Here is a 22,077-nt window from a genome sequence, read left to right on the forward strand (position 1 = left end):
GAGGCTCATAATCCCGATGAGCAGACTCAGGTCAGTGATTCGGGTGAAAGAACGCAGCTAACAACGCTGTAGCCATCAAGGGCGAAGGGTATTAGCCTAGCTTAACCGACAGCATACTCAGCGACCCCATCTCAATCCCATCGGTTGGAATCGAAATCGGCTCTTTACCATCCCAACCCCCCAATACATACAGTAATGGCAGATAATGCTCGGGCGACGGGTTGGACAATTCAGCCCCTTCATGCTGCATAAAATTGATCAATGGGTGATTATCACCTTGATAATTCAGGTTATCCCGCACAAATTGGTTGAAAGACTCCGCCCATGGGTAAGGGTTGCTTTCGCCCTGCCATCTCACCATACGCAAGTTATGCACCACATTACCACTGGCGACAATCATGACCCCCTGCTCACGCAGCACCGCCAACTTACGCCCTAATTCATAGTGATACGCCGCCGGTTGGGTGCCATCAATACTCAATTGCACCACAGGAATATCCGCGTCAGGGTACATTTTGATCAACACCCCCCAACTGCCGTGGTCTAGCCCCCATTCACTGGTATCCGCTCGCACGGCGATAGGCGCCAACAATTGCTGAATCTGGGCTGCCAGCTCTGGAGAGCCTGGGGCCGGATATTCAGTATCAAACAACGCCTGCGGGAAGCCACCAAAATCATGGATAGTCCGAGGTTTTTCCATAGCGGTTACCGCTGTGCCACGGGTGTACCAGTGGGCAGAAATGGCCAAAATCGCCTTAGGGCGAGGTAACGTCTCACCCAACGCACGCCATGCCTGAGTGTGGCTGTTTTCTTCCAACACGTTCATCGGGCTACCGTGGCCGAGAAACAGTGCAGGCATACGAGAGGTGTTCATAGATAATCCTTAATGTTAAGAAAAAGTGTGGCGCTTAAATCATAAGAAGTACATTACGCGCTTTTTTTTCATTACACAGCCGGATAACGATGATGAAGATATTCAATAAATTTGAAGAGGAAAGTAGCGAGAAAATACCAAAGATCGGGGGGGTGAAAGTCAAAAATAACCGGGCGGCGATCTATTCGATAGAATGATAGCAACCCGGTGGGTAAACCAAATTATCCAGAGACAATATCAGCAGATATTGCCATCAGAAATCAGCTGGCTTTTTTTTCTTGAGACTGGAGGTACTCAGCCAAATCATCAATAGTCACGACTGGCATATCATGTAATTTAGCGAACTCAATCACTTCTGGTGCATGTGCCATGCTACCGTCGTCATTGGTCAGTTCACACAATACGCCCGCAGGTTTGTAGCCTGCCAGTGTCGCCAGATCGATAGAAGCTTCAGTATGACCACGGCGGGATAATACGCCGCCTGGCTGTCCGCGCAGCGGGAATACATGACCAGGGCGATTAAGGTCAGCAGGTTTCGCGTTATCAGCAATTGCCGCGCGGATAGTGGTCAGACGGTCAGCAGCAGAAACGCCAGTCGTCACGCCTTTAGCCGCTTCAATGGTCACGGTAAATGCCGTTTGGAACTGGCTGGAGTTGTTGGTCACCATCATCGGTAAATCAAGCTGTTGACGCCGTTCGTCAGTGATACACAGGCACACAATGCCACTGCCGTGGCGGATAGTCAGTGCCATTTGCTCAACGGTCATTGTTTCAGCAGCAAAAACCATATCGCCTTCGTTTTCACGACTTTCGTCATCCAACACCATAACACCACGGCCATTACGCAGCGCGTCAATAGCACGTTCCACACGCTCAACAGCCGTGCCAAAATCTGATAGAAGGGTCTGATTCATGGTAAAAAACCTCATTAAAATTATGGATTACCAGAATCAGGGCGGTCTTGAGGAGTAAAGGGCCATTTTTCATCTAACAATAGAAATAGCCGAAATAACGCAAGCGAGCTATTTAATAAAATAAATAAGCCCGGCAGATACCGTTACTCTCTCCCATCCGGACTATAACCGTCGGCCCCGGAATTACACCGGGTCTGCTGACCTCTACCCTGCTCTCTTTGATAAGAGAAACAACGTGAGCGCTCGCGGGCTTTTGCACCACGACACGAAATGCCGCAACACAATTTACCGCCGGTGGGGACTTGCACCCCGCCCTGAGAATAAGCCCTGTGACTATAACGCTATTGATTCGTCGGAGCAATTACCAAAATGGTGATGTGCGGAGGTTTATACATTCGGCAGCAAGCATTACACTAGTAAGAGTAACTTCACATCTAATTAGGGAAATACCATGATTGACCCGAAAAAAATTGAACAAATCGCCCGCCAGGTGCATGAGTCTATGCCAAAAGGTATTCGCGAATTCGGGGACGACGTCGAAAAAAAAATTCGGCTAGTGCTGCAATCGCAGTTAACCCGCCTGGATTTGGTTAATCGTGAAGAGTTCGACGTCCAAACTCAAGTATTGCTACGCACCAGAGAAAAACTGGCGTTGTTGGAACAACGCATGGGCGAACTGGAAGCCAAATTCAACAGTGCTCCGGCCGCCGTTGATACAACAGCCGCGATTGATGATAAGACGGGCGAGTAAGGTATAAATTAGTCGCCAGTTATCATTAGGGCGCCGTGTGGCGCCCTTTTTATAGCGGTATGACTGACTCTCGCCGTCTGAACATCAGCATCCACAGCAGTGCAAACATCAGTAAGGCGTATAAGCTTTTCCAACCAATCATCACCAGCAATACACAACACAGAATACTGCCAATCACCGACATCACCCGCGAGCGCCCACTTAATAAGCGAATACCCGCCAGCATGCACAATAAATAAATCAGCACAAAAATGCCGTTGGCGTAAACAATCAGTAAATCCAATGGCAGAGACAGCCAGTAGGTCAGCAGAGTAAAGAGCAGGCAACTGCCGACCACCGCAGTCAGTGCATTGACCGGTGTTTGCCCAGCAGACAGCTGCGCCAGCTTACTTTGTGGGCGCACCTGCGCTTGTGACCACACCATGCGGGCAAAACTTTGAGTATAGATATTCACACTGGCAAAACAGGCCAAATAACCAATAATGCAGGCAATCCACAGCGCATGTTCACCAAACAATTGCACCACAATTCCCGGCAATGAAGCAGCAGCCGCTTGCTGCTCACCATAAGCATGGAAATGCAGTACCACCACAGTGCATCCCCAGTAGACCGCCCCGGCGACCAACAATCCGACCATCAGCGCGCGCGGAAAATCACGTTTTGGATGACGGAATTCTGTCGCCAGGTGCGCGAAAGCTTCCAGCCCGACAAAGCACCAGAACATCACGGCCAGCGCGCTAAACATATTTGAGGGGGAAATATCTTGCGGTGCGGGCCAAGGTATCTGTGATAGCTGAATATCGCCCTGCCACCAAATAGCCACCACTAGCGCGATAACCAGTAAGGCAATCAATGTCTGCACATTAGCACTAGAACCCGCGCTGCGAGTCCCCAGCAGCCAAATAACCAGTAAGGTCGCCAATTGCACCATCAATAACCCGGTATCACTCCAGCCAAAAGTGGCTTGCCAGAAACCTGCCGCTATTTGTAACGCAGCAGGTAAACCGACTGGAATGACGGACAAAAAGAGCCAACCGGTGACTTTCCCGAGCTTCGGCCCGAATGCCATGGTAACGAAATGGGCTGCGCCACCAGCACTGGGAAAATGACGGCCTAAAGCAGCAAAGGCGATAGCAATCGGGAAAACCAGCACTATCAATAGCGGCCAGGCCCATAAACTATCCGCCCCCGCCAGCATTGCCGCCAGTGCTGGCACGGCAAAGACACCGGTTCCCAGCAATGAGGTGGACAACAACCCGACTCCCTGTGCCAGACTCAATTCCTGTTTTAGTCCACTCATTCTCTTTAATACCCAAAGTCATTGATGTTGCGGGTAGGCGGCAAGCAAACGCGTCCCGATGAGCTTACTTATTTTAAATTCAACAACCAGTAAGTAATTCGGGTAAGTGAGCGCAGCTAACACCCCCGCAACCTCAAGGACGAAGGGTATTTAACCTCTGCCATTCTTGATGGACTGAATAATATTAGTGGTCGAAACACCATCTTCAAAATTCAGCACTTTCACTTCCCCACCAGCGGCCCACACTTCTGCGCTACCGGCAATTTCATCCGGTTTATAATCGCCACCTTTCACCAGTAAATCCGGCAAAATATCAGCAATTAAGCGCTGCGGGGTATCTTCTTCAAATGGCACCACCCAATCCACGGCTTCCAGTGCGCCCAAGACAATCATGCGCTGATCCAATGGATTTACGGGGCGTTTTTCACCTTTCAATCGTTTGGTGGAAGCATCGCTGTTCACCGCCACAATCAAGCGGTCACCCAGCTTGCGAGCATTGGCTAAGTAAGAAACATGACCGGCATGGAGAATGTCAAAGATGCCGTTGGTCATCACGACTTTTTCGCCGCGCTGGCGGGCTTGCGCCACCGCTTTTTTCAGCTGTTGCTCATCCATCACGCCAAAACCCGTTTCAGCACGGCCACGGATAGCATTTTCCAGCTCAATTGGAGAAACCGTCGACGTCCCCAATTTACCGACCACCACGCCAGCAGCGGCATTCGCCAGGAAGCAAGATTCTTCAAGTGTATTTCCCGCCGCCAATGCAGCCGCCAACACCCCAATGACCGTGTCACCGGCACCGGTCACATCAAATACTTCTTGTGCTTGAGTCGGCAAATGTAATGGCGGTTTGCCCGGCTGTAGCAAGGTCATCCCTTGCTCAGAGCGGGTGATCAGCAAAGCTGAAAGCTCAAAATCGGCTACCAGCTTCATACCACGGCTCACCAATTCTTCTTCATTTTTGCAATGACCGACCACCGCTTCAAACTCGGACAAATTAGGTGTCAGCAGGGTTGCGCCGCGATAACGTTCAAAATCGCTGCCTTTAGGATCGATAAGCACCGGAACTTTGGCTTTTCGCGCCAGTTGGATCATCGCCTGCACACTGTTCAGTGCGCCTTTGGCATAGTCGGACAGCACCAGAGCACCAATCTGTGGTAGCGCTTGTTGAATGCGCTCAAAGATAGGTTGAGGGTCAACACCATCAAAACCTTCTTCGAAATCCAGGCGAATGAGCTGCTGATTACGGGAAAGTACCCGTAGCTTGGTGATAGTCGGGTGAGTGGGCACCGAAACAAAATCACAACGCACCTGCACTTCATTGAGCTTGCTGGTCAGTGCGCGCGCGGCATCATCAATCCCAGTCAACCCCACTAATCGGGAGATAGCGCCAAGAGAGGCGATGTTCATTGCGACGTTCGCGGCACCACCGGGGCGTTCTTCGATGGTATCAACTTTGACCACAGGCACCGGTGCTTCGGGTGAAATCCGGCTGGTTGGGCCATACCAATAACGGTCTAACATGACATCACCAACGACTAAAACACCGGCGCGGCGAAAATCAGGCAGCGTGACTTTCATACGTTAGCCCCCCAAAGTGAGCTGTTATTAACCCCGAAAACACACATCTCTTCGCTCCCATTTTGTGTTTGTTATACTCTAAATAATTCGAGTTGCAGGAAGGCGGCAAGCGAGTAAATCCCGATGAGTCGACGCTAGTCAATGACTCGGGTGATTGAGCGCGGCCAACACACATGCAGCTTGAAGTATGACGAATATATATGGTGCCGGATAATATCACAGACACCTTGCATACTATTAATAACTGGAATCTACGCTAATAACTGGAATCTATGCGCCGGTCGGCGCTGCAACCAACCATTTATGCCAACTGGCGGCTACCTGTGCTCTTTCTGCGGCAAAACAATCAGCAGAGACCTTGCTAGATTGCTCCTGCAAGGCCAGATGATGAATCTCATCACGCATGGTGACATAAGCGCGAGTCAATGCCGCCGCTTCCGCCTCCGGCATAATGTCGTAATTGGCCATTAACTCGAAAATTCGCACATTATCAGACCAGCGGGTCAAACGCGGCTCACTGGCGGCATAGCGCAACACTAAATATTGCGCGATAAACTCAATATCAGTGATCCCGCCCTCATCGGCTTTGATATCAAAGATATCGCGCTGTTTACTGCCCAAATGATTGCGCATCTTCTCGCGCATTTCGCGGACCTCTTGCTGTAATTGCGGGTCTTCGCGATGGCGGCAAAGGATATGTTGGCGAATGGCATCAAACTCTTGATGCAACTCAGGGTCACCATAGACAATGCGGGCGCGCACCAGCGCTTGATGCTCCCACGTCCAAGCTTCATTTTGTTGGTAATCAGCAAAAGCCTCGACGGTGCTCACCAACATACCCGCTTCCCCGGATGGCCTTAGCCGCGCATCAACTTCATACAGAATCCCTGACGAGGTGCGAGTGCTGAATAAATGCATTACGCGCTGGGCTAAACGCAAATAGAATTGGCGGCCATCAATGCTGCGCTCGCCGTCTGTCATCACATCCAGCGGGCAATCGAGCAGGAATACCAGATCCAAATCTGAGCTGTAACCCAACTCCCAGCCCCCTAATTTGCCATAACCAATCACCGCGAAACCACGGCCCTCGCGCTGCTGCAAATGGCTGGGCTGACCATAACGCGCCACCATCTGCCCCCAGGCTTGCTGGATAACCGCATCAATAATGGCCTCCGCCAGGTAGGTTAAGTGATCGCTCACTTTCATTACCGGCAGCGCCTCGGTGATATCTCCGGCGGCAATACGCAATTGTTGAGCCTGTTTAAACTGGCGCAATGCTTCCAGTTGTTGCTCTTCATCATCGGGTGGCACCCGCAACAAATATTGACGTAATTCATCACGATAAGCGCTAGGTTCCAACGGCTGATAGAGAGATTGAGGATCGAGCAGTTCATCCAACAACAGGGGGTAGCGGGCTAACTGGCTGGCGACCATCGGAGAGGCAGAACATAAGCGAATAACATGTTTTAGTGCCGCGTGGTATTCCACCAGCAATTCCAGATAGGTGGTGCGGGTCACGATACTCAGCAGCAATTGAATCAGGCGGCTGAGGGCAACATTAGCATCGGGGCGTGGGCAAACCTCAGCAAACAGACGCGGCATCAGTTGGTCCAGTACCTCACGACCACGCGGGCCAATAGTGCGTTTATCAACATCATGGCGAAAATGATGAATAGTGGTCAACAACTGGCGGCGCGCTGCTTCGTCTAAATGCGGAGTCAGAGGGGCTAAATCACTCTCTTCCAATGCATCCTGCCACAAGCTTTTATACAAACCATGGCAAGGATCTTCGCCAATATCGGGGGTATCGTCGCCAATTAGGTCATCAAAGACCAAGCGCACTGCTTGCATATTATGCTCTAACGCGGCACTCAGAGCAGCCCAATCCGCATAGCCCATACCACAAGCTAATCGGGCCTGATTTAGCGCGTCACTGGGTAATGTTTGTGTTTGCTCATCGCCAATAGCTTGCAACAGATTCTCTAAACGGCGCAAAAACAGATAGCTACCACTGAGCGCGGCCACCTGTTGTTCCGGCAATAATCCTAGCTCTGCCACAGCCTGTAAGGTCGGCAGCAAAGCGCGCTGTTGCAGACGCGGTTCGCGGCCTCCTCGAATCAACTGAAATACCTGGGTGATAAACTCGATTTCACGAATTCCACCCGCCCCCAGTTTGATATTGTCTTTCAGACCGCGCCGGCGCACTTCACGGGCAATCATCCCTTTCATGTTACGCAATGACTGAATCACACTGAAATCAATATAACGGCGGAAAACAAAGGGCCGTAGGGTTTGGCGCAGTTCCTTGCTGTAATGGTCTTCCGCACCGCCCATCAGGCGAGCTTTCACCATAGCGTAGCGCTCCCAATCGCGCCCTTGTTCTTGGTAATAATCTTCCAGTGCGGCAAAACTCAGCACCAGTGGGCCGCTATCGCCAAATGGGCGCAAACGCATGTCCACACGATAGACAAAACCGTCAATAGTTTGCTGGTCTAACGCCTTAATCAGCCGTTGGCCCAAGCGGGTAAAAAACTGAGCATTATCCAACTGACGCCGCCCGCCCTGAGTCTGACCATTTTCCGGGTAAGCAAAAATCAAGTCGATATCCGACGAGAAATTCAGTTCACCGCCGCCTAATTTCCCCATGCCCAAAATCAGCAAGGGCTGCGGCACATTATCCGCATTACAGGGCGTGCCAAACTCACGACAACAAGTCTGATATAGCCAATCGCGCGCAGCAACAATCATGCTTTCAGCCAACCAACTGAGCTGTTGCAAAGTCTCTGTCGTGGTGCTGGTCTCTAGCGCCTGAGACCAGGCAATGCGCACCATAATCCGACGACGAAATAGCCGCAGCGCCGCTAATAGCGCGGCTTCGTCTTGCACCTCGGCCAGTGCTTGACTAAGCCATTGGGGATAAAATTGCCACTCCTGCGGTTGTGGCGGCTGCTGATGCAGCTCATCCAGCCAATCAGGATGAATCAGTAACATGTCACTGACAAAATCACTCAACGCCAATACTGCAATATCTTCTTCACGCAAGCTCGGCGGAGCCGGTAACTCATTAAAGCGCTGCTGTATATTCTGCGCCTGAATCTGTAATTCCGAAGGGAGTGGCAACATAAAGCATTCCTCAAGCGGCTATCTATTAACTAGCTGCACCATTCAGCCAAAACGCTGGCTGAGCTAAAGCTTCCTTACGAGCGGTATCACGCCAGTGGCCCTGCCGTTCCATAATCGCCAGTTGTAGACCAAACCAGCCATCAATGTATGGATGCCATTCATTTTGTGGATAGAAACCAGAGAGTAATTGGAACGCCATAATCTGCCGGTTTAAACGCGGGAGTTGTGCCAAATAGCCATCATCATCCAGATGATGGCCAAAGGCCTCTTTCAGATCAGCGGCACTGCGGCTGAGCATGATGTCGCAGAAGCGTTTAAATGAGCCATTAAATTTAGCCAGCGCTTTGTCATCCATAAATGGCCGCCAACCAGCAGTCACCAGCCACGATGTGAGCGCTAACTTACATTTCAGATAATCGGCGCTATAGCAGATGACCTCGGCATTGGCATTTTTCGGCTCTAACTGGGGTTCTAGCGCTAACAATGAAGCGCGTAATTCGGTGCTGGCTTTACGTGGCACCAATCCGCCGAAAATAGCCAAGGTTTGGCGAACCATACCTAAAGCTTCAATAATCATAGCCTTAGCTGCTGGTTCACCGCGCAACCATAGCTCTTCGTGGTATTGCCAGTGATCCAACGCCATTTCTAGCCCCGCAATCATTCCCTGTTCGACGGTAGATTTCGGCGCGGGCTGCAAGACCAACAATGGGCGCAATTCACGCGGGGGATTACCTTGTGCCAAATGATAACCGCGAGCCGCTTTACTCAAATTCCCCTGACGCAAACCGCCGATTTGTGCCAGCTCAGCCGCCAGTGCCAGTAAATCTGCCTGATTGCCTTTTTTGAGCTCCAACTCAATCTCGCTCAGTGGCTCTGACAGCTCATTGCTGCCATCCGCTGCTTTAGATGAGATTGTACCTTGGTCAAGGGCAAGCTCTATCTCGCTCTCACCGTAAGTGATTACCCACTTCTCACGAGTAAAATCGGTACGGAATAACGGCTGCAATTCGTCTTGTAGCGCATCAACCACCCAACCTTCCGGCCAAATATCGGCAGGGAAACGCGCTAAATCTAACTTATCGCTATCAAGATCAACGTTATATTCAGGCCGTTGATGTAAACCGCCGACGACTTTACCGCCAGTTTTAACCGTCATTTCATAGCGGCCGTCATAACCACGAATTCGTAAGCCAATATCATGTTGGCGTAGACGGTTATCCGCCGTTTCAAAATAGATATTCGTCAGAGTTTGCGGCGCAAAATGCTGGCTTTGCCAAGAGGTAATTCGCTCCGGTAAAACAGCAATGGCTGCAGGAGTAGCAATAAATTTCAATTCTATTTCAACGGTCATAATTTCATTCACACCGGTATGTTGCGAGATTACGGGCATTATGCCTCTTTCGCCGTGATTTGCCTGTTTTACACCAATTTCTCTGCTTTAAAACAAAAAAACACGCACGCGGCAGCCCTGAGTCAAACTCTATTTTAACCTGTTTTCACAAGTCTATCCTAAGGCTTCATAAGACAAATTTTCAGTGCGGTTAAAATAAACAAAAAAATGTCCCAAGCCGCACTGCCTATGAGAGTAAGATAGTTCTCATTCCGGTTTATGCGTTGCGTCGGCAAACTGAACACACTACTATCGTCCCATAAATTCACTCATAAATGACTCTCTAATGCAGAAATTACGCCTAATTTGCCTCACAGTGCTCAGTCTCAGTATTTCTCTGGGCGCTTACGCTGAAGAAAAACGCTACATCTCTGATGAGCTGGATACCTACGTTCATAGCGGCCCCGGTAACCAATACCGTATTGTTGGCACGCTAAAAGGTGGGGATGAAGTTACCTTGATAAGCGTTAATGACAGCACAAATTACGGCCAAATCCGCGATAGCAAAGGTAAAACCACTTGGATCCCACTGGATCAATTGAGCGAAACCCCCAGCTTGCGCGTCCGGGTTCCTGACCTTGAACAACAGGTCAAAACACTGACAGATAAGTTGGCTAATATTGATAATAGCTGGAATCAGCGCACCGCAGAAATGCAACAAAAAGTGGCTGCCAGTGATAGTGTCATTTCCGAATTACAAAAAGAAAATGAGTCACTGAAAAACCAGTTAATCGTTGCTCAGAAGAAAGTCAGCGCCGTGAATCTGCAATTGGATGACAAGCAGCGCACTATTATTCTGCAATGGTTTATGTACGGTGGCGGTGTAGCCGGTATCGGCCTGCTGATTGGTTTAGTGCTGCCACATCTGATACCCAGCCGTAAAAAGAATAATCGCTGGATGAACTGATAGCGCTTACCGGCGTCCAGAATGAACAATTAGGCTATCTGCCAGGGTAGCCTGTTTAATTAGTTTCCATCTCCCAACTATACTGAACTGACGACTGGTAATTTTAGCGACCAGATATAAAATCGTCTTTTACACCTGCGCTACAACGTCAAGAACAAAGGGTAACCCACAGTCATTGGCATTGTAGCTAGGCGGCAAACGAATGAATCCCGATGAGCTTACACAAGTAAGTAATTCGGGTGAAAGAGAGCGGCCAACAACGCTACAACGTCAAGAACAAAGGGTAACCCACAGTCATTGGCATTGTAGCTAGACGGCAAACGAATGAATCCCGATGAGCTTACACAAGTAAGTAATTCGGGTGAAAGAGAGCGGCCAACAACGCTACAACGTCAAGAACAAAGGGTTAATATGAAGATTTATCTGGTCGGCGGTGCCGTACGCGACAGCCTATTAAACCTACCGGTCACCGAGCAAGATTGGGTCGTGGTGGGCGCTACGCCAGAACAGCTGCTTGCGCAGGGTTACCAGCAGGTGGGTAAAGATTTCCCGGTATTTCTTCACCCCGTCAGCCATGAAGAATATGCATTGGCCCGCACTGAACGTAAATCAGGCCAGGGCTATACCGGTTTCACTTGCTACGCTGCCCCCGATGTCACACTGGAAGAAGATTTACTGCGCCGCGATTTGACCATCAACGCCATTGCCCGCAGTAATGAGGGGGAGTTATTTGATCCCTACAATGGCCGGCAAGACTTAGAGAACCGCGTGTTACGCCATGTCTCTGATGCATTTGGTGAAGATCCGCTGCGTGTTTTGCGTGTTGCCCGTTTCGCCGCCCGTTTTGCTCACTTGGGCTTTACGGTAGCCCCAGAGACTCAATCATTGATGGCATCAATGGCCAAAAGTGGCGAACTTTCGGCTCTAACACCCGAACGAGTGTGGAAAGAGACTGAAAAAGCATTGAAAACCCAAAGCCCGCAGATCTATTTTCAGGTATTACGCGATTGCGGTGCACTGGCTGTACTGTTCCCCGAAATTGAGCGCCTATTTGGCGTGCCTGCACCAGAAAAATGGCATCCGGAAATTGATACCGGCATCCACACTCTGATGACGCTAGCTATTGCCGCTCAACTCAGCCCTGAAGTTGACGTGCGCTTTGCTGCGCTTTGTCATGATTTAGGTAAAGGGCTGACACCGAAAGAATTTTGGCCCCATCATCATGGACATGGCCCTGCAGGAGTCAAATTAGTCGAGCAGCTATGCCAGCGTTTACGGGTGCCGAATCCAGTGCGTGATTTAGCCAAACTAGTGGCGGAATACCACGATCTTATTCATACGGCGAATAAGCTCCGCCCTGAAACTCTGCTTAAACTGTTCGATGCTATTGATGTTTGGCGCAAACCAGAGCGCCTTGAGCAGATGATAATGACCAGCGAGGCAGATGCCCGGGGTCGCACCGGATTTGAAGAAAACCCTTATCCACAGGGCGATTACTTACGCGCGGCATACCATATTGCTAATGGCGTGTCGGTGCAGGAAATAGTCGCCAGTGGGCTACAAGGTTTGGCTATTCGAGATGAACTGAAACGCCGCCGTCAACAAGCCTTAGCCCAATGGAAACAAACTCAAGAAGTGATTTCACCCTAAATCATTACCTAGATATAAATAAAAAAGCCCTGATAATTCAGGGCTTTTTTTTATATTCCGTGACCACAATGCCGTTACATAAAGACCCAGTACACCGCTCCCGCGACAATAAAGCGATAAATCGCAAAAGGCACGAAAGAGATACGCTTAATCAGTGACAGGAAGGTTTTGATAGCAATCAGTGCGACGATAAATGCAGTAATAAACCCGACAGCAAACATCGGTAAATCGCCCCAGCTCAGGAAATGTAGACTTTTATACAAATCTAAAGCGCTGGCCCCGAGCATCATTGGGACGGCCAAAATAAAGGAAAATTCAGAGGCCGCATAGCGGTTCACACCGACCAACATCCCGCCTGAAATGGTTGCACCGGATCGCGAGAAACCTGGCCATAATGCCAAACACTGGAAGCAACCAATAGCAAAGGCTTGGCGATAGGTAATATCATCCAGCCCAATTGCCTTCGGATTTTTAGGTTTAAACCACTCTGCCGCCAGTAAGAGCAAACCACCAGCAACCAAGGCGTACATGACACTTTGCGGATTAAATAACGATTTAATGACGTCGTGGAAAGCCAACCCCAAACCGACCGCAGGGATCATCGCCAGTAAAATATGGCCCAAGGTCAGGTGCCCGCTGGTTTTACCCTCATGAGGCACTTTGCCAAAATGGATACCAATAAGCCCGAATAAGCGCCGCCAGAACACCACCACCACAGCCAGAATCGACCCTAACTGAATAATGACTTCAAAGGTTTTTGCTTTTTCGCCGGTAAAGCCCAATAGCTCGCCGACAATAATCATATGCCCAGTAGATGAAACCGGCAGGAACTCAGTCAGTCCTTCAACCACGCCCAAAACAAAAGCTACAAACAGCGAATATATATCCGTCATCTATGATACCCAATGCCCTGTAATAGAAATCCACAAAAAAACGGCAATGTGAAAAATTATATTGGCCGTTAACAAAATCATGCCGTTCAATTTCAGCATGTAAAAAATATCACGTTAATCAATAATTCAGGCCACATTATCTATACAGCGTTGCATTTTTATGTCGTGGTGTAATAAAAATCAGTGAGACCGCTGACCGCGCTCAATCACTACACCGACATTGCGCGCCTGAGCGACCGCCCCCGGTTTACTCACCTTAACCCGCACCCAAGGTGACTTAAACTGCTGTAACAATAACTCGGCAATCTCTTCAGCGACCCGCTCGACCAGCGCAAAACGCTGAGATTCTACGTGTTTGATAACGGCGTCACTAATATCTGCGTAGCTCAGACAATCATTTACATCATCGCTAGCAGCGGCTTTACGATTATCCCAGCCCATTTCGATATCGAACACCAGCTTCTGCTGAATGGTCTGCTCCCAGTCATAAACACCGATGGTGGTTATGACACTGAGTTCCTCAATAAATACGATGTCCATCACGTCATTCTCTGTTTTTGTGCCTGCCGGATACCACTTCCAGCCGAATATGCGTATTATCCACTGATGTTGCGATTAAAACGACCATTATTCAACAGGGCGGTGTTATGAGTGCTATCGCGCTTGGCATGATTATCTTCGCGTATTTGTGTGGCTCTATTTCCAGCGCTGTTCTGGTGTGCCGGGTTGCCAAATTACCCGATCCGCGTAAGCATGGCTCCGGCAATCCCGGTGCCACTAACGTGCTGCGCATTGGTGGCCGCACTGCCGCCGCCACAGTATTGATTTTCGATGTGCTGAAAGGCATGTTGCCAGTTTGGATAGCTTATCTACTGCACGTTTCGCCACTGTATTTGGGTCTTACCGCTATTGCAGCCTGTCTTGGCCACATTTATCCGGTATTCTTCCATTTTAAAGGTGGCAAAGGCGTCGCCACTGCATTTGGCGCTATCGCCCCCATTGGCTGGGATCTGACTGGCTTGATGACCGGCACTTGGCTGCTGACGGTTTTACTGAGCGGCTATTCATCTTTAGGTGCGATTATCAGCGCCCTGATTGCTCCTTTTTACGTCTGGTGGTTCAAGCCGCAATTCACCTTTCCGGTCGCCATGCTTTCTTGCCTGATTCTGATGCGCCACCACGATAATATTCAGCGTTTATGGCGCGGCAAAGAAAGTAAAATCTGGGATAAACTCAGGAAGAAAAAACAAAAAACGCCCGCTGAAGAAGCAGCAGAATTGGAAGAGAAAGAAGATTAGTTTTACCCAATTACCTCGCCATCCCACCGAGTCCAGAATGACTGAGCGGGAGCGAGGCAAGGCGCAAGGAATTGAGAGAGCGGAGCATACATCAGTATGTGAGCATCGCGAGATGACGCGGCAACACAGCCACAGCCCCACTCAGACTTTCTGATCAGACTTTCGGCAATTCTGCCAACGGCCAGCGCGGTCTGACCGACACACTCAACTCACTATTCACACCACTTTTCAGCCTGATCAACCCAGCATAGGCGATCATCGCGCCATTATCGGTGCAAAACTCTGGCCGGGCGTAAAACACTTCACCGCCACGCTTTTGCATCATTTCGGCCAATTTAGTGCGCAAAGTGCGGTTAGCACTCACTCCGCCAGCAATCACTAAGCGTTTAAAACCAGTTTGATCCAGAGCGCGTTTTGATTTGATAGCCAGAGTGTCAACCACTGCATCTTCAAAAGCACGCGCAATATCGGCACGAGTCTGATCATCATCGCCATTGGAACGAATGGTGTTCGCCGCAAAAGTTTTTAAGCCGGAAAAACTAAAATCCAGCCCAGGGCGGTCAGTCATTGGCCGCGGGAAAGTAAAGCGCCCCGCCGTGCCAAGCTGTGCCATACGCGACAACATTGGCCCACCGGGATAATCCAGACCTAGTAATTTAGCTGTTTTATCAAATGCTTCGCCTGCTGCATCATCAACAGATTCGCCCAATAACAGATATTCACCAATGCCGGTCACACTGATTAATTGCGTGTGACCGCCGGAGACGAGTAACGCGACAAACGGAAATTCCGGTGCATTATCTTCAAGCATCGGTGCCAATAAATGGCCTTCCATATGATGAACAGGCACAGCGGGAACACCCCAGGCAAAAGCTAATGCCCGGCCGATAGTCGCGCCGACCAACAATGCACCGACCAACCCTGGGCCTGCGGTATACGCCACGCCATCAATGTCTTTGGCGCTCAAATTGGCTTCTTTCAATGCAGCCTGAATCAATGGCACTGTTTTGCGCACATGATCACGGGAAGCCAGCTCAGGAACGACGCCGCCATAATCAGCATGCAATTTAACCTGACTGTACAATTGGTTAGCTAACAGACCGGTTTCTTCGTCATACACTGCAATTCCGGTTTCATCGCAGGATGTTTCTATACCCAAAACTCGCATTACATTTCCCATCATTCACGTGCGGCCGATAGTTTAGCATAACCCTGTCGCCCGTCATGATTTCTGATCCTAAATTGAACGGAAAAACGGCATTTTGGCGCATTGATATCCTGAATGTTGTTGATAGTTGTCACATTTGAAAATAATGTTGATAAATTCGATAAATTGCCCTGTTTAGTATATAATCAGCGGCCGTCGCACCCTTGGCACCAACTTTCTTGTAAAGAACGGGGGCGACATCACAGGGGCGTGCCTGTTTCAATTTGCTGTGGTGCTTTACAAAGCAGCATCCATTGAAGTAAAATTCCGCACCATTTTGAGAAGGCTGGCGATTGGCCAGCAGCAAACCGATTTCTATTGAGGTGAGAGGCACATGCCGGTAATTAAAGTACGTGAAAACGAGCCATTCGACGTAGCTCTTCGTCGTTTCAAACGCTCTTGTGAAAAAGCAGGTGTTTTAGCTGAAGTTCGTCGTCGTGAATTCTATGAAAAACCGACTACCGAACGTAAACGCGCTAAAGCTTCTGCTGTAAAACGTCACGCGAAGAAATTGGCTCGCGAAAACGCACGCCGCACTCGTCTGTATTAATTCTTCGGGGGTAACCCCATCGCGTAGTTTTTTATGTTCTAAGAACGCGCAGATCGAGTAGTTGCATACGAAGGCCGTGCCTTCCGAAAGGAATGCGCGGCTTGTTCTCGTTTATGGACTGACCGAATAGGGGCTTATGGCCGGACGAATTCCACGTGTATTTATCAATGACTTGCTGGCTCGCACCGACATCGTCGATCTTATCGATGCTCGGGTAAAGCTGAAGAAGCAAGGCAAAAATTATCATGCGTGCTGTCCGTTCCATCATGAGAAAACACCCTCATTCACCGTTAACGGCGAAAAGCAGTTTTATCACTGTTTCGGCTGTGGTGCGCATGGTAATGCTGTTGATTTCTTGATGAATTACGACAGACTGGAGTTTGTCGAAAGTATCGAAGAATTAGCCACTATGCATGGGCTGGAAGTGCCTTACGAGGCAGGAACCGGCACCACCCAAATTGAACGTCATCAACGACAAAGTCTTTATCAATTGATGGAAAGCCTAAACGCCTTCTATCAGCAGTCACTCAAGGGCCAGACCGCCAATCAGGCACGCGAATACCTTAAACGTCGCGGTTTGAGTGAAGAAATTATCCAACATTTCGCTATCGGTTTTGCTCCCCCTGGTTGGGACAATGCTTTAAAACGCTTTGGACGCGATGGTGAAAGCCGTACCGCGCTGAACGATGCCGGAATGCTGGTGACTAATGATACAGGGCGGACTTACGATCGTTTTCGTGAGCGCGTCATGTTCCCTATTCGCGATAAACGCGGGCGGGTAATCGCCTTTGGTGGGCGAGTTCTGGGTGATGGAGTGCCGAAATACCTCAACTCCCCGGAAACAGAAATTTTTCATAAGGGCCGCCAGTTATACGGCTTGTATGAAGCGCAGGTGAACCATCCTAACCCAACACGGTTGCTCGTGGTTGAGGGTTATATGGATGTGGTAGCTCTGGCGCAATTTGGTATTGATTATGCCGTTGCCTCACTGGGCACAGCGACTACCGCGGAGCATATTCAATTATTATTCCGTGCTACAGATAACGTAATTTGCTGTTATGACGGCGATCGTGCGGGCAGAGATGCGGCCTGGCGTGCATTAGAAACGGCGCTGCCCTATCTAAATGATGGGCGTCAGCTACGCTTTATGTTTTTGCCTGATGGTGAGGACCCCGATACTCTGGTGCGAAAAGAAGGAAAAGATGCATTCGAACAACGGATGGAGGAGGCGCAGCCACTCTCAACTTTCTTGTTCGAAACATTGATGCCACAAGTGGATTTGAGCAGCCCAGACGGGCGAGCCAAATTAAGCACTCTGGCGCTTCCTTTAATCAGCCAGGTACCCGGTGAAACCTTACGACTTTACCTCCGCCAGCAACTCGGCAATAAGCTGGGCCTGCTTGATGACAGCCAATTAGACAAGCTGATGCCGAAACTGGCTGAAAATATAAATAGCTATCAGCCGCCCCAGCTAAAACGCACAACCATGCGTATACTTATAGGGCTACTGGTTCAAAATCCGCAACTCGCAACACTCATCCCGTCATTACAGGGCGTAGAGCAAGCTAAGTTAGCGGGTTTGCCGTTATTTATAGAATTGGTTGAAACCTGTTTGGCTCAACCAGGGCTGACAACCGGGCAGTTATTAGAACTGTATCGTGATAATAAATTCAGCCAACAGCTTGAAACTCTCGCAACATGGAACCACATGATTGTTGAGGATATGGTTGAACAGACTTTTGTCGACACGCTAACCAGCCTGTATGACTCCATATTGGAGCAACGTCAGGAAACACTCATAGCGCGTGATCGTACACATGGATTAAACGCCGAAGAACGTAAAGAACTTTGGTCTTTGAATCTGGCGTTAGCCAGAAAAAAATGAATCACCTAACGGCTTAATTGCCGATAAATGTGGGGGAAAATCCCCACAATATGCCGTCATAGCGGGCCACGGCGACAAAAAAAAGCCCCAAATGCTATTGTTGGCGGTTTCGCCGACCGACACCAACCCAAATACTCTGAAGTGTGGATACCGTCTTATGGAGCAAAACCCGCAGTCACAGCTGAAGCTACTTGTCACCCGTGGTAAGGAGCAAGGCTATCTGACCTATGCTGAGGTCAATGACCATCTGCCGGAAGATATCGTCGATTCCGATCAGATCGAAGACATCATCCAGATGATTAATGACATGGGCATACAGGTGCTGGAAGAAGCCCCTGATGCCGATGATTTAATGCTGGCCGAGAACACCACTGATACCGACGATGACGCGGCTGAAGCTGCTGCACAGGTGTTGTCCAGTGTTGAATCCGAAATCGGGCGTACTACTGACCCGGTGCGTATGTACATGCGCGAAATGGGTACCGTTGAACTATTGACGCGTGAAGGCGAGATTGATATCGCCAAACGTATCGAAGACGGTATCAATCAGGTTCAGTGCTCGGTTGCTGAATACCCTGAAGCTATTACTTACCTGTTGGAACAATATGATCGTGTTGAAGCGGGCGAAGCCCGTCTCTCTGACCTGATCACCGGCTTTGTTGATCCAAACGCCGAAGAAGATATTGCGCCTACGGCAACTCACGTTGGTTCTGAATTATCCACCGAAGAGATGGATGACGACGACGACGAAGATGAAGACGAAGACGAAGAAGAAGACGACAACAGCATCGACCCAGAGCTGGCGCGCCAGAAATTCAGCGATTTGCGTGAGCAGTATGAAAACGCACGCATGGAGATCAAGAAAAATGGTCGTAGCCACGCCAAGGCTGCTGCTGAAATTCTGAAGCTTTCTGAAGTGTTCAAACAGTTCCGCCTGGTGCCGAAGCAATTCGACTATCTGGTCAATAACATGCGTGCCATGATGGACCGCGTTCGTACTCAAGAACGTATCATCATGAAGCTGTGTGTTGAACAGTGCAAAATGCCGAAGAAAAACTTCGTTACCCTGTTTGCCAGCAATGAAACCAGCGATACTTGGTTTGCGGCAGCAGTGGCTATGGGCAAACCATGGTCTGAAAAACTGAAAGATGTTTCGGACGATGTGCAACGTAGCTTGCAGAAACTACGTCAGATCGAAGAAGAAACCGGCCTGACTATTGAGCAAGTGAAAGACATCAACCGCCGTATGTCTATCGGTGAAGCGAAAGCACGTCGCGCCAAGAAAGAAATGGTCGAGGCTAACCTGCGTCTGGTTATCTCTATTGCGAAAAAATACACCAACCGTGGATTACAATTCCTTGATTTAATTCAGGAAGGTAATATCGGCTTGATGAAAGCAGTAGATAAATTCGAATACCGTCGGGGTTATAAATTCTCAACCTATGCAACTTGGTGGATTCGTCAGGCGATCACCCGCTCTATCGCGGACCAGGCACGTACCATCCGTATTCCGGTGCATATGATTGAGACCATTAACAAACTCAACCGTATTTCGCGCCAGATGCTGCAAGAGATGGGCCGTGAGCCAACACCGGAAGAGCTGGCTGAACGCATGCTAATGCCGGAAGACAAGATCCGTAAAGTGTTGAAGATTGCGAAAGAGCCAATCTCAATGGAAACCCCAATCGGTGATGATGAAGATTCACATCTGGGCGATTTCATTGAAGATACCACTCTGGAGCTGCCGCTGGACTCTGCAACCTCTGAGAGCCTGCGTTCTGCCACTCACGACGTGTTAGCGGGCCTGACCGCGCGTGAAGCGAAAGTTCTGCGTATGCGTTTCGGTATCGATATGAACACTGACCACACTCTGGAAGAAGTGGGCAAACAGTTCGACGTCACCCGTGAACGTATCCGTCAGATCGAAGCTAAGGCGCTGCGTAAACTGCGTCACCCAAGCCGCTCTGAAGTGCTGCGCAGCTTCCTGGACGATTAATCGTCAGTTGCAGTGACAAGCACACAAAAACCCCGGCATGCCGGGGTTTTTCTTTTTGCCTTAAACTCTGATTCCGATACTAATATTGGCTTACTATTTTCCACTATATGCTTAAAAACGCTTAAAATTGCGCAGAAAACACCCATCTGATTTATCAGCTCTAGACCGCAGGATAAAAACTACCGTATAATCAGCGTCCAAGTTTGGCCCCTTAGCTCAGTTGGTTAGAGCACGCGACTCATAATCGCTTGGTCACTGGTTCAAGTCCAGTAGGGGCCACCAAATAAAACAAGGAGTTAGATGAGAAATCGTCTGACTCCTTTTTATTTGGTTTGAATGAGCGATTGCACTACCCAAGATAATAGCCACAAAAAAGAGGCGCAGCTTTCACTGGCACCTCAAACGTCAAAGAAGAATAATATTATTTAAGGATAGATTTTATATTTCTCGCGTAACTTCAGATAATTATCTAGATCGGGCTGCCAGTTAGATTCCAGATAATTCACGGTCTCATCGACAGTCAATTTCTTCTCACCAGCTTCTTCCATTAACTTAACCAGATGACGTGTGCCCGTTAATTTTGCTAGCCAAAGAGGGCGGATTAAAAAATAATCATTCTGATAATCCAGATAATTGGCCTCCATCTGTGGAGAAATAACCATCGAATAACCGGCTTCTTTAAATTTGAACCACCATTCAACAAAGTAACGTATTGTCGGCTTAAAGTCGGCTATATTGGCGACAGCAAATTGTTCGCCACACACTTCCTTACCCGCTTGCGGCCACCCTGTTTTCTGCTGGTTGATGTCGACGTGATAACAGGTGTTAATATAAAATCGCTTGGATGGGAAACCTAATTGTTCAAAGGGGTGGTCGGAACCTCGCCCCATATTGACACTGGTTGCTTCAAATAATCCCAAAGAAGGATAAAGCTGAATAGCCAGATCGCTGCGTAAATTGGGTGAGGGCCTTACTGGTAATGAATATGGTGAATTATGCGTATAATTTCCCATAGTGATGACAGTCAAATCCTCAGGAGGAAACTGATAAGCTTTGATACCGAATGCCTGCCAACTAGAATCATTGAAATTCGTTAGCCAGCCCTCATTGATTATCATACTGGCAAACTCCCCAGACGTCAGTCCGTGCACCATAGGGATAGGATGCATACCAATACCAGATATATTCTCTTCTTCGAGAATAGGTCCATACACATAATTTCCGAGCGGGTTAGGCCGGTCAAATACCATAAATTGTTTATGATACTTTTGCAGACTTTCCAACATATGATGCATAGAAATGGTATAGGTGAAATAACGAACACCTACATCCTGTAAATCATAAATAACGATATCAACATCAGATAACTGCGCTTCAGTGGGATGTGCCCGCACGCGCCCGTCTTTATCCCTCCCATATAGAGAAATAATGGGAAGACCGCTCTGTTTATCAATGTGATTATCATCCCCTAACCCGGCATCTGCATTCCCACGAATACCGTGTTCAACGGAGAATAGCTTTTTTACGGTAAAATGGAATTTATCTTGCTCAGATAACAATTTGTCGATGGTATGACGCCCTTCCTTGTTAATCGAGCTTTGGTTGACCATTAAACCCACTCGCTTATTTTTTAGCAGTGGCCCATAAACATTTTCCTGATCAACGCCTAAAATAATTTCTTGGGTAACGCTGGCATAACCAGCACTGGTAATAAGCAATGAACATAGACATAGTAATACCTGCAGGAAATACCTCATC

General features: G+C 49.0%; 17 protein-coding genes, 1 tRNA gene and 1 riboswitch. Of the genes, 8 read left to right on the top strand and 10 right to left on the bottom strand.

Annotation, left to right across the window (positions count from 1 at the left end; all coding sequences use genetic code 11):
- Positions 1-91: 91 nt before the first annotated feature.
- Positions 92-874, bottom strand: a complete 783-nt coding sequence (ygiD, locus tag OP863_RS17100; RefSeq protein ID WP_050291976.1) for a 4,5-DOPA dioxygenase extradiol — start codon at positions 872-874, stop codon at positions 92-94.
- 260 nt (positions 875-1,134) lie between these two features.
- A complete protein-coding gene (ribB, locus tag OP863_RS17105) occupies positions 1,135-1,788 on the bottom strand; it encodes a 3,4-dihydroxy-2-butanone-4-phosphate synthase (RefSeq protein WP_265525655.1) in 654 nt (217 codons plus the stop codon).
- Positions 1,789-1,929: 141 nt separating this feature from the next.
- A riboswitch (FMN riboswitch) is annotated at positions 1,930-2,114 on the bottom strand.
- 125 nt (positions 2,115-2,239) lie between these two features.
- Between ribB and ubiK the strand changes: the two genes are divergently transcribed.
- On the top strand, positions 2,240-2,539 hold the full coding sequence (gene ubiK / locus OP863_RS17110; protein WP_038638948.1) for a ubiquinone biosynthesis accessory factor UbiK: 300 nt from the start codon (positions 2,240-2,242) through the stop codon (positions 2,537-2,539).
- 49 nt (positions 2,540-2,588) lie between these two features.
- Here the strand turns inward: ubiK and yjeH are convergent, their stop codons facing one another.
- From yjeH to OP863_RS17130, 4 genes are all read right to left on the bottom strand, one after another.
- On the bottom strand, positions 2,589-3,839 hold the full coding sequence (gene yjeH / locus OP863_RS17115; RefSeq protein WP_145585646.1) for an L-methionine/branched-chain amino acid transporter: 1,251 nt from the start codon (positions 3,837-3,839) through the stop codon (positions 2,589-2,591).
- A 150-nt stretch (positions 3,840-3,989) separates the two neighbouring features.
- Positions 3,990-5,420, bottom strand: coding sequence for a bifunctional D-glycero-beta-D-manno-heptose-7-phosphate kinase/D-glycero-beta-D-manno-heptose 1-phosphate adenylyltransferase HldE (gene hldE / locus OP863_RS17120; protein WP_145591228.1), 1,431 nt, complete (start codon positions 5,418-5,420; stop codon positions 3,990-3,992).
- A gap of 270 nt (positions 5,421-5,690) precedes the next feature.
- Positions 5,691-8,543: a bifunctional [glutamate--ammonia ligase]-adenylyl-L-tyrosine phosphorylase/[glutamate--ammonia-ligase] adenylyltransferase gene (gene glnE, locus OP863_RS17125; RefSeq protein ID WP_265525656.1), complete on the bottom strand. Its 2,853-nt coding sequence runs from the start codon at positions 8,541-8,543 to the stop codon at positions 5,691-5,693.
- Between the two features lie 25 nt (positions 8,544-8,568).
- On the bottom strand, positions 8,569-9,894 hold the full coding sequence (locus tag OP863_RS17130) for an inorganic triphosphatase (RefSeq protein ID WP_145510062.1): 1,326 nt from the start codon (positions 9,892-9,894) through the stop codon (positions 8,569-8,571).
- Between the two features lie 325 nt (positions 9,895-10,219).
- On the opposite strand from OP863_RS17130, the gene OP863_RS17135 reads away from it, so the two are divergent.
- On the top strand, positions 10,220-10,840 hold the full coding sequence (locus OP863_RS17135) for a TIGR04211 family SH3 domain-containing protein (protein ID WP_050112263.1): 621 nt from the start codon (positions 10,220-10,222) through the stop codon (positions 10,838-10,840).
- A gap of 411 nt (positions 10,841-11,251) precedes the next feature.
- The gene (locus OP863_RS17140; protein WP_145589255.1) at positions 11,252-12,490 is read left to right on the top strand and encodes a multifunctional CCA addition/repair protein; all 1,239 of its coding nucleotides are present in this window, start codon (positions 11,252-11,254) and stop codon (positions 12,488-12,490) included.
- Between the two features lie 74 nt (positions 12,491-12,564).
- On the opposite strand, the gene bacA is transcribed toward OP863_RS17140, so the two are convergent.
- Positions 12,565-13,383, bottom strand: coding sequence for an undecaprenyl-diphosphate phosphatase (bacA, locus tag OP863_RS17145; RefSeq protein WP_145591230.1), 819 nt, complete (start codon positions 13,381-13,383; stop codon positions 12,565-12,567).
- 180 nt (positions 13,384-13,563) lie between these two features.
- On the bottom strand, positions 13,564-13,923 hold the full coding sequence (gene folB, locus OP863_RS17150; RefSeq protein WP_038638932.1) for a bifunctional dihydroneopterin aldolase/7,8-dihydroneopterin epimerase: 360 nt from the start codon (positions 13,921-13,923) through the stop codon (positions 13,564-13,566).
- Positions 13,924-14,030: 107 nt separating this feature from the next.
- Here folB and plsY point away from each other — a divergent pair, with 107 nt between their 5' ends.
- On the top strand, positions 14,031-14,681 hold the full coding sequence (plsY, locus tag OP863_RS17155) for a glycerol-3-phosphate 1-O-acyltransferase PlsY (RefSeq protein ID WP_038638929.1): 651 nt from the start codon (positions 14,031-14,033) through the stop codon (positions 14,679-14,681).
- 154 nt (positions 14,682-14,835) lie between these two features.
- On the opposite strand, the gene tsaD is transcribed toward plsY, so the two are convergent.
- A complete protein-coding gene (gene tsaD, locus OP863_RS17160; RefSeq protein WP_038638926.1) occupies positions 14,836-15,849 on the bottom strand; it encodes a tRNA (adenosine(37)-N6)-threonylcarbamoyltransferase complex transferase subunit TsaD in 1,014 nt (337 codons plus the stop codon).
- 373 nt (positions 15,850-16,222) lie between these two features.
- On the opposite strand from tsaD, the gene rpsU reads away from it, so the two are divergent.
- The 4 genes from rpsU (at position 16,223) to OP863_RS17180 (ending at position 20,601) form a co-directional block, all read left to right on the top strand.
- Positions 16,223-16,438, top strand: coding sequence for a 30S ribosomal protein S21 (gene rpsU, locus OP863_RS17165; protein ID WP_001144069.1), 216 nt, complete (start codon positions 16,223-16,225; stop codon positions 16,436-16,438).
- Between the two features lie 136 nt (positions 16,439-16,574).
- Complete coding sequence (dnaG, locus tag OP863_RS17170; RefSeq protein WP_050291979.1) at positions 16,575-18,323, top strand: DNA primase; 1,749 nt, start codon at positions 16,575-16,577, stop codon at positions 18,321-18,323.
- Positions 18,324-18,480: 157 nt separating this feature from the next.
- Complete coding sequence (rpoD, locus tag OP863_RS17175; RefSeq protein ID WP_038638917.1) at positions 18,481-20,319, top strand: RNA polymerase sigma factor RpoD; 1,839 nt, start codon at positions 18,481-18,483, stop codon at positions 20,317-20,319.
- A gap of 205 nt (positions 20,320-20,524) precedes the next feature.
- Positions 20,525-20,601: transfer RNA gene (locus OP863_RS17180), tRNA-Ile, on the top strand.
- A 143-nt stretch (positions 20,602-20,744) separates the two neighbouring features.
- On the opposite strand, the gene OP863_RS17185 is transcribed toward OP863_RS17180, so the two are convergent.
- Complete coding sequence (locus OP863_RS17185) at positions 20,745-22,076, bottom strand: DUF1343 domain-containing protein (RefSeq protein WP_265525657.1); 1,332 nt, start codon at positions 22,074-22,076, stop codon at positions 20,745-20,747.
- Position 22,077: the final 1 nt, after the last annotated feature.

The sequence above is a fragment of the Yersinia sp. SCPM-O-B-9106 (C-191) genome (assembly GCF_026183365.1).
Lineage (GTDB): Bacteria > Pseudomonadota > Gammaproteobacteria > Enterobacterales > Enterobacteriaceae > Yersinia > Yersinia rochesterensis.